The sequence below is a fragment of the Pseudomonas sp. GL-B-26 genome (genome assembly GCF_019947405.1).
Classification (GTDB): domain Bacteria; phylum Pseudomonadota; class Gammaproteobacteria; order Pseudomonadales; family Pseudomonadaceae; genus Aquipseudomonas.
The window spans coordinates 34,448-47,235 of the sequence record NZ_JAGYGJ010000026.1 but is presented as its reverse complement, the minus strand read 5'-3'; the positions used below and the strand labels follow the sequence as shown (position 1 = coordinate 47,235).

Below are 12,788 nucleotides of genomic sequence, written 5' to 3'. Positions count from 1 at the left end.
TCGGCGGCTGATTCTTATCGTTGGGGCCTGAGCTTAGTGGCCCTTTGTTACGCAACGCAACCATTGCCTTGCGTCCTGACTGGCGCGACACTTGCGCCCCAATCAAGGAAGGAAAGCGCTGTGAACCCCGTCGATACTCTGCGTTTGTTATCGCTTGCTGCCATTTGGGGCGCGAGCTTTTTGTTCATGCGCATCATCGCCCCGGTGATTGGCACAATCCCCACTGCTTTTTTCCGCGTGTCGATTGCCGCGGTTGGCCTGTTGGTGATTCTCGGGCTGATGCGCATCAGCTGGGATTTCAAAGGCAAACTCAAAACCGTGATGCTCCTCGGAGTGATCAACTCCGGGATTCCGGCGACCCTATATTCGGTGGCCGCGCAAGTGCTGCCGGCCGGTTATTCGGCGATTTTCAACGCCACCACGCCATTGATGGGCGTGCTGATCGGCGGTCTGTTCTTCCATGAAAAACTTACCGCCGCCAAACTTGGCGGTGTGTTCCTCGGGCTGTTGGGCGTGGGCATCCTGACCCGAGCCGGTCCGGTGGCGTTCGACATGGAACTGCTGATGGGCGCCCTCGCCTGCCTGCTCGCCACGACCTGCTACGGTTTCGCCGGGTTCCTCGCACGACGCTGGCTTGATCAGGCCGGTGGTCTCGACAGTCGTCTATCGGCGGTGGGCAGCATGCTCGGCGCGACGTTGTTTTTGCTGCCGCTGTTCGGTTACAGCGTGATCAGCCAGCCACCGGAGAGCTGGGGTGGTTGGAGTGTATGGCTGTCGCTGCTGGGGTTGGGGCTGGTGTGTACGGCGCTTGCGTACATTATTTACTTCCGGTTACTCAGCTCGGTCGGGCCGGTGAAGTCGATGACCACGACCTTCCTGATCCCGCCGTTCGGGGTGTTGTGGGGGGCGTTGTTGCTGGATGAGCCGTTGTCGATGGCGCACATCTATGGCGGGGTGTTGATTGCGGCGGCGTTGTGGTTGGTGTTGAAGGCGGCGGTGGTGAAGGTGGTAGAAGTGACTGCCAAGTAGTTTTGCGGTGTGCCCGGGCCGAGCATGCGCTGGCCAAATAAAAAAGGCCTGGAGCTCACGCCCCAGGCCTTGTTTTGTTTCAGGCGTTTTTACGGAATACGAACACCAGACCGACGATGATCAGCCCCATCCCCAGCAGGCTCAATGCCGCCAGCCGATTGCCGAAAATCAGATAGTCCATGACAGCCGTCACGGCCGGCACCAGGTAAAACAGACTGGTGACATTCACCAGGTTGCCCCGGGCGATCAAGCGATACAGCAGCAAGGTTGCCAGCACCGACACCACCAATCCCATCCACAACACCGGTACGATAAAACCGGTGCTGTGTTCGAAATGAAAGGGTTGGAATGGCACGAAGATCCCGCAGAGCAACAGTCCCGCCAGGTACTGCACTGGCAGCGTGCCGAGTGGATTGTCGGTGATGCGCTTCTGCATGATCGAACCGAACGTCATGCTTGCCAGCGCCAGCAAACCGAAGAGCATACCGGCCAATGACATACCCGCCAGACCGATGCCTTGGTAAACCACCATGATCAAGCCGGCCAAGCCCAGCGACAAACCGAACATTCTGCTGGTTGATCGCTGACGCTCCATGATGACCACCGTAAGAATGGGCTGCACGCCCATGATCGTCGCCATCACTCCCGGCGTGACTTTGAGGTCCAGAGCCAACAGATAGAAAATCTGATAAGCCCCCAGCAACACCACACCTGTGGCCATTGCATACATCATCGGCTTGCCGCCCTTGGGCAGCTTCAGCTTGAGCAACGGCACCAGCAGCACCAGACCGAATAGCGCGATGGCAAAGCGAAACAGCAGAAAGGCAAAGGGTGACGCGTGAGCCAGGCCCCATTTGGAGAAGATCGCCCCGCTGCTCCACAGCAGAACGAACAGGCTCGTGGACGCCGCCGCGAGAGCGGTGTTTTTCGAAAGGACAAACATGAATACCACCTGTAGTCAGGCAAAAAGCCAACTCAGCCGAAACTGAAATTCAGTAGTTTTTTAAGCGGGCGCTTTTTCAGGCGGGCGTGGAAACAGCAGAAAAAAGCTGATCAGCCCGAAAAGCCAACGCCTGGCGGTGATACGACTGCGCACACCGGCGAGCTACTGACAGGTGGGGGGTAATGACTGATCTGCGCAGGCTGCTGATTCCCGCACGGCACGACGCCAGCGTTGACCGCTGAATCGACTACCGCGTTGATGAGGGAAGCAGGCATGGGCTGATCTTTTTTGATAGGTGGAAAGGTGGGTTAGAAAACCACCGAGCGCCGACTATAACCAGCCACTGACATGGATTGCAATGGCCAGTAAAAACAGCTCGCTGCAACGCGACCTGTAGCAGCTGGCGAAGCCTGCGTTCGGCTGCGCAGCAGTCGTGAACCTGAGCCCGCTGTCTTCCTGAAACACCGCGTTGCCTGATTTCACGACTGCTGCGCAGCCGAACGCAGGCTTCGCCAGCTGCTACAAAAGAGGGTGTTTCGCTTGATATTTTTCTGTGTTCGGAATCACCCAAACAACCAATATCCCAACAACGTAAACACCACCACCGCCAACACCGGTCGCAGCACACGGTAGGCCTTGGGATTGCGACGCTTCCACTGTTTGATCACACCACTGAACTTGTCGCTGGAGTTCTTGCTCCATGCGTAAACATGGTTAATCCCGCCAACACGTTCATCATCAAGATTCTGCGGTGCAGTGGCGCGCCCCAAAAAGCCACTGACCCAGCGGTTGATGCGGGTCATCAGGCGGTTGCTCAGCGGTCGTTCGATGTCGCAAAAAAGGATGACCCGAGTCTTGTCGGTTTCGTTCTTGACCCAATGCACGTAGGTTTCGTCGAACATCACGTCTTCGCCATCACGCCAGGCGTAGACCTGTCCATCGACGAAGATCCGGCAATCGTCGGAGTTCGGCGTCGACAGCCCCAAGTGATAACGCAGGGAACCGCCGAACGGATCACGGTGCGGGTTGAGGTGGCTACCGCCCGGCAACAAGGCGAACATCGCGCCTTTGACATTGGGAATGCTGCTCACCAGTGCCACGGTTTTCGGGCACAGGGCTTCGGCCGATGGCAGTGGTTTGTCGTACCACTTGAGGTAAAAGCGCTTCCAGCCTTTCTTGAAGAACGAACCGAACCCAGCGTCGTTGTTCCTTTCGGCGGCGCGGATGTAACCCTCGTCGAACAAATGCATCGCTTCGTCGCGGATGACTTCCCAGTTGTCCTTGAGCACATCCAGTTCCGGGAACTTGCTGCGGTCAAGATAGGGTTTGGATGGCACGCTGGAGAACAGGTACATCAAGGCGTTATAGGGCGCGAACAAAGCCGAGTGGTTGACGAACTGACGCAAGACCGGCAAACGCGCCTTGCCGCGTAAATGCACATAGAGAGTGCTGCCGAAGAACAGCAACAAAAGCGACGCCTTTGCGGCAAGGGAAACGGTCATCAACAACTCCTTGATAGTAGACAACTTTGCACAATGCCATTTACCCGACGTGGCAGCCGGCCATGATAAACACTACCGGCCTCGGGAAACACCCGTGTATCCCAACATTCAGTGTTAAGGATTACGCAATAAAGCACTTCTTAACATAAGGTTCCTGAACGAGGGCTGACCTGAATCACCCCCTCCCACCGGATCAAAAAATCGCAACGCCTATTGTTGATTCTCCTGCTCGGTGAACAGATCACTGAACAGCATGCTCGACAGGTAGCGTTCACCGGAATCCGGCAGGATCACCACGATGGTCTTGCCCTGCATTTCCGGGGTTTCCGCCAGGCGGACGGCCACCGCCATGGCAGCGCCGCAGGAAATGCCACTCAAAATCCCTTCTTCCTGCATCAGGCGCAGGGCCATGGCCTTGGATTCTTCATCGCTGACCAACTCAACCCGATCGACCATCGACAGATCAAGATTCTTCGGCACAAAACCGGCACCAATACCCTGGATCTTGTGAGGGCTCGGCTTGATTTCTTCACCGGCCATTGCCTGGGTGATGACCGGCGACACTGCTGGCTCCACCGCCACCGAAATAATCGGCTTTCCCTGGGTATTCTTGATATACCGCGAAACCCCGGTAATGGTTCCACCCGTTCCGACGCCTGCCACCAATACGTCGATTGCACCGTCGGTGTCGTTCCAGATTTCCGGACCGGTCGTTTTTTCGTGGATGGCCGGGTTGGCCGGGTTTTCAAACTGCGACGGCATGAAGTAGGCGGTCGGGTCGCTGGCGACAATGTCAGCAGCCTTCTCGATTGCTCCTTTCATGCCCTTGGCCGGTTCGGTCAGTACCAGTTCGGCCCCCAGTGCCTTGAGCACTTTGCGTCGCTCGATACTCATGGACGCCGGCATGGTCAGCATCAGCTTGTAACCCCGGGCCGCAGCGACGAATGCCAGGCCGATACCGGTATTACCCGAGGTCGGTTCGACGATGGTCATGCCAGGCTTGAGTTTGCCGGTGCTTTCGGCGTCCCAGATCATGTTTGCACCGATCCGGCACTTGACCGAGTAACCGGGGTTACGCCCTTCGATCTTGGCCAGGATGGTCACGCCGCGCGGGGCGATACGGTTGATCTGCACCAGCGGTGTATTGCCGATGGAATGGGCGTTGTCAGCGTAGATACGGCTCATGGCTGGGTCCTTATACAGCGTTAAATAAGCTCTCCAAGGTATGCTTGTTGCCCTTGGTCGTCCAGTCAGTCGAACGTCCCGCAACCGCAGCAGTCAATGGCTTTACAACGCCAGAGATTTGCCATCATGAAACGCCGATACAGTTGGCCCCTGTGGACCCTCGCCGGCCTCGTTGTGCTGCTGATTGCCCTGCACATCGCCCTGCCCTACATGGTGCGCGACTACCTCAACGAGAGATTGGCGAACATGGGTGACTACCGCGGCCAGATTACCGACGTAGACCTGGCCCTGTGGCGCGGTGCGTACAAAATCAATGGACTGAAAATCGTCAAGGTCAATGGCAAGGTCCCCGTGCCTTTCGTCAACGCGCCATTGATTGACCTCTCCGTCAGCTGGCACTCGCTCTGGTATGACCACGCAGTGGTGGCCGAGGCGCAGTTCGACAAACCCGAGGTGAACTTCGTCGACGGCGGTGCCAACAAGAAAAACTCCCAGACCGGTCAGGGCACCGACTGGCGGGCACAATTGGAAAAATTGCTGCCGATTACCCTGAACGAAGTGCGGATCAACGACGGCCGGGTCACCTTTCGAAACTTCAATTCAAAACCGCCCGTGAACATGAATGCCACCCAGGTTAATGCCAGCATTTACAACCTGACCAACGTGGTCGACACCAAAGGCAAACGCGACGCTCGCTTCGACGGCAAGGCTCTGTTGCTGGGGCATGCTCCGCTGGAAACAACGGCAACCTTCGACCCCCTGAGTGACTTCCAGAACTTCGAATTCCGCCTGCGCGCAAAAAACCTTGAACTCAAACGCATGAATGATTTCGCCTCGGCCTACGGCAAGTTCGACTTCAATGCTGGCCATGGTGATCTGGTCATCGAGGCCGAAGCCAACAAGGGCCAACTCACTGGCTACATCAAGCCGTTATTGCGGGACGTCGATGTTTTCAATTGGCAACAGGACGTGGAAAACAAAGACAAAGGGATTTTTCGCTCCATCTGGGAAGCACTCGTCGGGGGTACCGAGAATGTGTTGAAGAACCAGCCGAAAAACCAGTTCGCCACTCGCGTCCAACTCAGGGGCAGCGTGCATCAGCAAGATATCAGCGCATTCGAGGCTTTTTTGCAGATTTTACGCAACGGCTTCATCCAGGCCTTCAATGCCCAGTACGAACGGCCAAAACCGGATGCGGGCTAAGGTTTTCGGGTGACGGTGTAGCGACCGGTTTCTTCCGCCGCTCGCGCCGGGTTCGATTGCTGCTGCAAGAAATCCCAGCCCAGGCAGGCCAGTGCCAGCGATCGCGGTACGGCTTCACGACCACTGCTGTAACGCGTAATGCTGCGGGCACTGACCCCCAACGCTTCGGCCGCCTGATTGAGCGGTAACCCGGTGCGAGCGCGCCAGTCGATGAAGATCCGGGTGTTTTCGTCCAACGCATTTTGTGCGAGAGCATCCAGATAAAGGGTGTCTGCGCCGATCTGGATGTCCAGTTCGGGCCACTCAACGCTCCAGCCTTCATCACCCAGGGTTGCCCCTTCGAAAGCGCCAGCCTCCAGCAATGGCTGCAACCCTGGATAGGCGCGCAGGTCCCGACTCAAATCGAGGTTCAGTTGCTGACCGTCGATAAAGGTCAGCGCCAAGCGGTGATCCGGCAACGCCTGCACGGCCGACAGCCGTGGTCGCTTCATGGGTAACATCGTTTCCAATCCTCCAGCAATTGCACCTGATGGGCCCTGACCCACTCCAGCGCTTCCTTGATAATCAGCGGCGGCGCCTTGCCCACCATCACTTCGACGGTTTCAAGGCTGAGCATGACGTCCAGCCCGCCACCCGTCAGGTGGACATGGGGTGGCGGATGATCCTTCTCGCGCAACTGAATGCGGTACGTATCACGAAATCGGTATTTAGTAGACATGCCCCGCAAGCTATCGCCAAAATGGCGATAGCTCAATACTGGCTAGCGGCCGAGACTGAGTCAAGATGTGACGCCCCATTCAGAGACTGAATAAGCCGTCTGCGTTCACAGTCGACCGGGCACCGCGTTATAGTCGGGTACTACAATTATTGCGCCCCGCCCTGCTTCGTTCAGGTCGGCGTTACCGTTCGAGGATTAGCAGATGAAGTTCGAAGGCACCCAGGCCTACGTCGCCACCGATGACCTGAAGCTGGCGGTCAACGCCGCCATCACCCTGGAGCGTCCGCTGCTGGTCAAGGGCGAACCGGGCACCGGCAAGACCATGCTCGCCGAGCAACTGGCCGAGTCCTTCGGCGCCAAACTGATCACCTGGCACATCAAGTCCACCACCAAGGCGCATCAAGGCCTGTACGAGTACGACGCGGTCAGCCGTCTGCGCGACTCACAACTGGGCACGGAAAAGGTTCACGACGTTCGCAATTACCTGAAAAAGGGCAAGCTCTGGGAAGCCTTCGAGTCCGAAGAGCGGGTGATCCTGCTGATCGACGAAATCGACAAGGCTGACATCGAGTTCCCGAATGACCTGCTGCAAGAACTCGACAAGATGGAGTTCTACGTTTACGAGATCGACGAGACCATCAAGGCCAAGAAACGCCCGATCATCATCATTACCTCCAACAACGAAAAAGAGCTGCCGGACGCCTTCCTGCGCCGCTGCTTCTTCCACTACATCGCCTTCCCGGATCGCACCACGATGCAGAGGATCGTCGACGTGCACTACCCAAACATCAAGAAAGACCTGGTCAGCGAAGCGCTGGACGTGTTCTTCGACGTGCGCAAAGTGCCGGGTCTGAAGAAGAAGCCATCGACCTCCGAATTGGTGGACTGGCTGAAGCTGCTGATGGCCGACAACATCGGCGAAGCAGTGCTGCGCGAGCGCGATCCGACCAAGGCCATTCCACCGCTGGCAGGCGCTTTGGTGAAGAACGAACAGGACGTACAGTTGCTTGAACGTTTGGCGTTCATGAGCCGTCGCGGCACTCGCTGATCCCTCTGTTTAACAAGATAGAGGGCGATAGCCATGCTGCTTAACCTGTTCAATGAAATGCGCGCAGCCAAAGTACCGGTCTCGGTACGGGAGCTGCTGGACCTGATCAACGCGCTGAAGCAGCGCGTGACCTTCGCCGACATGGACGAGTTTTATTACCTGTCCCGGGCGATTCTGGTGAAGGACGAAAAGCATTTCGACAAATTCGACCGGGCCTTCGGTGCCTACTTCAACGGCCTGGAAAAACTCGACGATCACCTTCAGGCATTGATCCCGGAAGACTGGTTGCGCAAGGAGTTCGAGCGTTCGCTGACCGACGAAGAGCGGGCGGCAATCCAGTCCCTCGGCGGCCTGGACAAGCTGATCGAAGAGTTCAAGAAACGCCTCGAAGAACAGAAAGAACGTCATGCCGGCGGTAACAAGTGGATCGGCACGGGCGGTACCAGCCCGTTCGGCTCCGGCGGCTTCAACCCGGAAGGCATTCGCGTCGGCGATGCCGGCAAGCGTCAGGGCAAAGCGGTCAAGGTCTGGGATCAGCGCGAGTACAAGAACCTCGACGATTCGGTGGAGCTGGGCACGCGCAACATCAAGGTCGCCCTGCGGCGGCTGCGCAAATTCGCGCGCCAAGGTGCGGCGGAAGAACTGGACATCGATGGCACCATCGACCACACCGCGCGTGATGCCGGGTTGCTGAATATTCAGATGCGTCCGGAGCGGCGTAACACCATCAAGCTGTTGCTGCTGTTCGACATCGGCGGCTCGATGGACGCCCACGTGAAGATCTGCGAAGAACTGTTCTCGGCCTGCAAGACCGAGTTCAAGCACTTGGAGTATTTCTACTTCCACAACTTCATTTATGAATCGGTGTGGAAGAACAACATGCGCCGCAGCTCCGAGCGCACCTCGACCCAGGACCTGCTGCACAAATACGGCGCCGACTACAAAGTGATCTTCATCGGTGACGCCGCCATGGCGCCGTACGAGATCACCCAGGCCGGCGGCAGCGTCGAGCACTGGAACGAGGAAGCGGGTTATGTGTGGATGCAGCGGTTCATGGAGAAGTACAAGAAGGTCATCTGGATCAACCCGTATCCGAAAGATACGTGGGGCTATACGTCTTCGACCAACATCGTGCGGGACTTGATTAACGACCAGATGTATCCGCTGACGTTGCGGGGGTTGGAGGAAGGGATGCGGTTTCTCTCCAAATAAAGATTGTTGTTGTCTGTGATGCCCCCTTCGCGAGCAAGTCGAATCGTCGCACCGCCGCTCCCACATTGGTTTTGTGTACGACACAGGTCCAGTGTGGGAGCGGGCTTGCTCGCGAAGCTTTTAGCTATTCAGGAATCGCCGTAGATACTCGACTTGTTCCCGATGCGCGACATCCTGCACCACCGGTCTCAATCGTACCGTTGCCCCCGGCAGACACTGCGCCAATCGCGCCAGCGCCAACGGCGTCAACGCGCCCAATCGCGGATAACCCCCAATGGTCTGCCGATCATTGAGCAACACAATCGGCTGCCCGTCCGGCGGCACCTGAACCGCACCCAGCGGGATGCCTTCGGAAATCATCGGCTTACCCTGATACTGCAACGCCGTTCCCAGCAAGCGGATGCCCATCCGGTCGGCACGGCTATCGAGGGTCCAGACGCTGTTGAACGCGTCGAACAAACTCTGTCCACTGAACTCGCCGATCTGGGCACCGAGCACCAGGTCCAGCGGCGCGTTGAGTTTGAAATCCGGCACCTGTTCGCGCGCCAACTCCCGCAGCAGGAGCAGCGAGCTGCCCGAGTAGCTCAACTGCGCATCTTTGGCCAACGCCCGGCCCATGCCATCCAGCCCGCCGAGTTCCTCACGGACCACGGTTGCGCTACTGCCCAACACCTTTGGCGCATCAAACCCGCCCGGGGCTGCCAAATATGCCCGAGCGCCAAGCAGCGGCTGAGTGAATTGCAATTGCTGACCTTTGTTCAGCCTGAAACTGCGCCACGGCGCCAACGCCTCGCCATCCAACTGCGCCCCCAGATCCGCCCCGGCCAACGCCAGCACGCAATCCTCTTCGGCAACGACCGTAAACCCGCCGAGGGTGATTTCAATCACCGGTGCATCCAGGTCATTACCCAGCAACCAATTAGCCCAAGACATCGATCGCCAATCCGCCGCCCCGCCCTGGGTCACGCCCAGATGCCGCACGCCGAAACGGCCAGCATCCTGCAACAGGCACAGCGGTGTACTCGCTTCTATTGATAGACGGCTCATGCCTGCGCCTCCAACGGCGTGTCGTCACCGCCCAGATTGATGAATTCGGCATGGCTGACGGCTTCGAAGCGCACCGTGTCGCCTGGTTGCATCAGGCTGTAGCCGTCGCGTTCGCGGTCGAACAATTTGGCCGGGGTGCGACCGATCAGATTCCAGCCACCGGGGGACACCACCGGGTAAGCGGCGGTTTGGCGTTCGGCGATGCCGACGCTTCCCGCCGCCACTTTTTTACGCGGAGTGTTCAAACGCGGCGCGGCCAGCACTTCTTCCACCAGCCCCATGAAGGCGAAACCCGGCGCGAAACCCAAGGCGAACACCTGATATTCGCGCTCGCTGTGGCGACGGATCACTTCATCCACGGCCAATCCGCTGAGCCGGGACAACAGGCTCAACTCCGGGCCAACGCTCAAGTCATACCAGACCGGCAGCACATGACATTTGCCGCGGGTGCAGGCGTTGGGCGACAGATCGATCAAGGCCTCGGCGATCAGCTCCCGAGCCTGGGCCGGACTCAACGCGGTCAGATCGTAATGCACCATCAACGTCGTATAGGACGGCACCAGATCGATCAGATGCCCGGCGAATGCAGCACGCAGACTTTCACTGGCTGCGAGCATCCACGGCATGTTCGCTTCGGCAATCTCATCGAACAGGCGCACCATCAGGCAATCCAGCGCCACCACTTCTACCCGCAGTTTCATGGCGCGCTCTGCTGATCAAGTGCTTCGCGAATACGCCGTACAGCGGCTACCGAACTGGCATTGTCGCCGTGTACGCAGAGGGTGTTGGCCTGCAGGTGCAAGGCACTGCCATCGCTGGCCGTGAGGTTGCCGCCGCGGGCAATGGTCAGCGCCTGCTCGATGATTGTTTCGGGATCGTGATGCACCGCGCCCGGCAGTTGCCGCGAGACCAGCATTCCCGCGCTGTCGTAAGCGCGATCGGCGAAGGCTTCGAACCACAGGGTTACGCCGTATTCATCGCCCAACTGCTGGGCTGCGCTGTTGTCGCGAGTGGCCATCAACATCAGCGGTAACTGGCGATCATAGGACGCCACGGCCTGAAGCACCGCGCGCAATTGCGCCGGGTTGGCCATCATGTCGTTGTACATCGCGCCGTGCGGCTTGACGTAATTCACCCGACCGCCCTGAGCCCGGCAAATGCCGTCGAGGGCGCCGATCTGGTAATGCACAATGTCCTGAAGTTCCTGGGCGGTGTAGGCCATGGAACGGCGGCCGAAGCCGACCAGATCCTGATACGCCGGATGAGCACCGATCTGAACCCCGTTGCTCAAGGCCAGGCTGACAGTCTTGCGCATGATGCTCGGGTCGCCGGCATGAAAACCGCAGGCGATGTTGGCGCAATCGATGAAGGGCATGACCTCGGCGTCCAGACCCATGGTCCAGTTGCCGAAACTCTCGCCGATGTCGCAGTTCAATAGCAGGCGGCTCACGGTGAACACTCCTTTCAGCTTTATTCTTTTTAACTGCGGGACCATTTTTGTAACGGCAGGCCCGCAGATTATCAGTTGCTGGGCATTAAGTTATTGGGCTTCGAGTTGCTTGCCACGGGTTTCCGGCAGGCTCAGGGCCGCAAGGATCACCACCCCGTAGGACACCGCCGCAAAAGCACCGATTCCCACACTCAATGGCACCTTCTGGCTCATCAAGCCGATCAACAGTGGGAACAACGCCGCCAGCGCCCGGCCGATGTTGTAGCAAAAGCCCTGACCCGAACCGCGAATCCGCGTTGGAAACAGCTCGGTCAAAAACGAGCCCATTCCACTGAAAATCCCCGAAGCGAAGAAGCCCAAAGGAAAGCCCAGCCAGAGCATCACGCCATTGCTGACCTGCAATTGGGTGTAGAGCAGAACAATGGTGAACGAGCCGACCGCGAACAGAATGAAGTTCTTTTTACGCCCGAGGATGTCAGTCAAATACGCGCTGATGACATAGCCGACGTAGGAACCGACGATCACCATCGCCAGATAACCGCCCGTACCGAGTACGCTCAAACCGCGTTCGTTCTTCAGAAACGTCGGCAACCAGGAAGTGATCGCGTAGTAACCGCCCAGAGCACCGGTGGTCAGCACCGACGCGCGAATCGTGGTGAAGAGGATGCCGGGAGCGAATATCTCGTAGAATTTTGCCGGGTTGCTGGGTTCTTGCTTAGCCTTGGCTTCGCGATAGATTTCCGGGTCCTTGACCAGCCGACGGACGAAGATCACAAAGATCGCCGGCACGATGCCAAGGAGGAACAGCGCGCGCCAGGCGTCTTCCGGTGGCAACACCGAGAATAGCAGCGCATACAAAATCGCCGTCAGCCCCCAACCCAATGCCCAGCCCGATTGCACCATGCCCACCGCTTTGCCGCGGTCCTTGGCGCGAATCACTTCGCCCATCAGCACCGCGCCGGCGGTCCATTCGCCGCCGAAACCGAAGCCCATCAGCGTGCGGCTGATCAGCAGTTGCTCGTAGTTCTGGGCGAAACCGCAGAGGAAGGTGAAGAAAGCGAACCACAGCACGGTGAGTTGCAAGGTGCGTACGCGACCGATGCGGTCGGAGAGAATTCCCGCCACCCAACCGCCGATGGCCGAGGCGATCAGGGTGCTGGTGTGAATCAGCCCGGCCTCGCCAGTGGTGATGCCCCACATCGCAATCAGGGTCGGCACCACGAAGCTGAGCATCTGAGTGTCCATGCCGTCCAGGCCATAGCCGATCTTGCAGCTCCAGAAGGTGCGGCGTTCCTGTTTATTGATGTTGCGGTACCAGTCGAAAGGTCCCGGGCGAACCGTGGCTTTTGGGATGTTGAGCGTGTCGGGCGCACTCATGGCAAATCTCCGCGCTAGTTTTTATTGGTATTGTTCTGAGCCCCGACGACGCCTATCGTGGGAACCGGATGGCC

General features: G+C 58.3%; 13 protein-coding genes. 4 read left to right on the top strand and 9 right to left on the bottom strand.

Annotated elements, in window-relative coordinates; translation table 11 throughout:
• Nucleotides 1-120: 120 nt before the first annotated feature.
• Entirely contained in the window at nt 121-1,029 is a 909-nt protein-coding gene (locus KGB23_RS17905; protein ID WP_223432030.1) for a DMT family transporter, read from the top strand.
• Between the two features lie 79 nt (nt 1,030-1,108).
• On the opposite strand, the gene KGB23_RS17900 is transcribed toward KGB23_RS17905, so the two are convergent.
• From KGB23_RS17900 to cysK, 3 genes are all read right to left on the bottom strand, one after another.
• Nucleotides 1,109-1,972: a DMT family transporter gene (locus tag KGB23_RS17900; protein ID WP_223432029.1), complete on the bottom strand. Its 864-nt coding sequence runs from the start codon at nt 1,970-1,972 to the stop codon at nt 1,109-1,111.
• Between the two features lie 563 nt (nt 1,973-2,535).
• Entirely contained in the window at nt 2,536-3,474 is a 939-nt protein-coding gene (locus KGB23_RS17895) for an aspartyl/asparaginyl beta-hydroxylase domain-containing protein (RefSeq protein WP_150655014.1), read from the bottom strand.
• Nucleotides 3,475-3,684: 210 nt separating this feature from the next.
• Nucleotides 3,685-4,659, bottom strand: coding sequence for a cysteine synthase A (cysK, locus tag KGB23_RS17890; RefSeq protein WP_223432028.1), 975 nt, complete (start codon nt 4,657-4,659; stop codon nt 3,685-3,687).
• A 126-nt stretch (nt 4,660-4,785) separates the two neighbouring features.
• On the opposite strand from cysK, the gene KGB23_RS17885 reads away from it, so the two are divergent.
• Nucleotides 4,786-5,862 carry a DUF748 domain-containing protein gene (locus tag KGB23_RS17885; RefSeq protein WP_223432027.1) on the top strand — a complete coding sequence of 359 codons (1,077 nt, stop codon included), beginning with the start codon at nt 4,786-4,788 and terminating at the stop codon, nt 5,860-5,862.
• Here KGB23_RS17885 and KGB23_RS17880 read toward each other — a convergent pair.
• Complete coding sequence (locus tag KGB23_RS17880; RefSeq protein ID WP_223432026.1) at nt 5,859-6,362, bottom strand: DUF2442 domain-containing protein; 504 nt, start codon at nt 6,360-6,362, stop codon at nt 5,859-5,861. The genes KGB23_RS17885 and KGB23_RS17880 overlap by 4 nt on opposite strands.
• Nucleotides 6,350-6,580, bottom strand: a complete 231-nt coding sequence (locus KGB23_RS17875; protein WP_033047627.1) for a DUF4160 domain-containing protein — start codon at nt 6,578-6,580, stop codon at nt 6,350-6,352. Before KGB23_RS17875 ends, KGB23_RS17880 begins: the two co-directional genes overlap by 13 nt.
• Before the next feature lie 202 nt (nt 6,581-6,782).
• Here KGB23_RS17875 and KGB23_RS17870 point away from each other — a divergent pair, with 202 nt between their 5' ends.
• Nucleotides 6,783-7,628, top strand: a complete 846-nt coding sequence (locus KGB23_RS17870) for an AAA family ATPase (RefSeq protein WP_008153159.1) — start codon at nt 6,783-6,785, stop codon at nt 7,626-7,628.
• Nucleotides 7,629-7,661: 33 nt separating this feature from the next.
• On the top strand, nt 7,662-8,840 hold the full coding sequence (locus KGB23_RS17865) for a vWA domain-containing protein (protein WP_150655009.1): 1,179 nt from the start codon (nt 7,662-7,664) through the stop codon (nt 8,838-8,840).
• Between the two features lie 120 nt (nt 8,841-8,960).
• Here KGB23_RS17865 and KGB23_RS17860 read toward each other — a convergent pair whose 3' ends face one another.
• The 4 genes from KGB23_RS17860 to KGB23_RS17845 form a co-directional block, all read right to left on the bottom strand.
• Entirely contained in the window at nt 8,961-9,887 is a 927-nt protein-coding gene (locus tag KGB23_RS17860) for a biotin-dependent carboxyltransferase family protein (protein ID WP_223432025.1), read from the bottom strand.
• The gene (locus KGB23_RS17855) at nt 9,884-10,588 is read right to left on the bottom strand and encodes a 5-oxoprolinase subunit B family protein (protein ID WP_223432024.1); all 705 of its coding nucleotides are present in this window, start codon (nt 10,586-10,588) and stop codon (nt 9,884-9,886) included. The genes KGB23_RS17860 and KGB23_RS17855 overlap by 4 nt, the downstream gene beginning before the upstream one ends.
• Nucleotides 10,585-11,337: a 5-oxoprolinase subunit PxpA gene (locus KGB23_RS17850; RefSeq protein WP_223432023.1), complete on the bottom strand. Its 753-nt coding sequence runs from the start codon at nt 11,335-11,337 to the stop codon at nt 10,585-10,587. Before KGB23_RS17850 ends, KGB23_RS17855 begins: the two co-directional genes overlap by 4 nt.
• 90 nt (nt 11,338-11,427) lie before the next feature.
• Nucleotides 11,428-12,714 carry an MFS transporter gene (locus tag KGB23_RS17845; protein WP_223432022.1) on the bottom strand — a complete coding sequence of 429 codons (1,287 nt, stop codon included), beginning with the start codon at nt 12,712-12,714 and terminating at the stop codon, nt 11,428-11,430.
• Between the last annotated feature and the right edge of the window lie 74 nt (nt 12,715-12,788).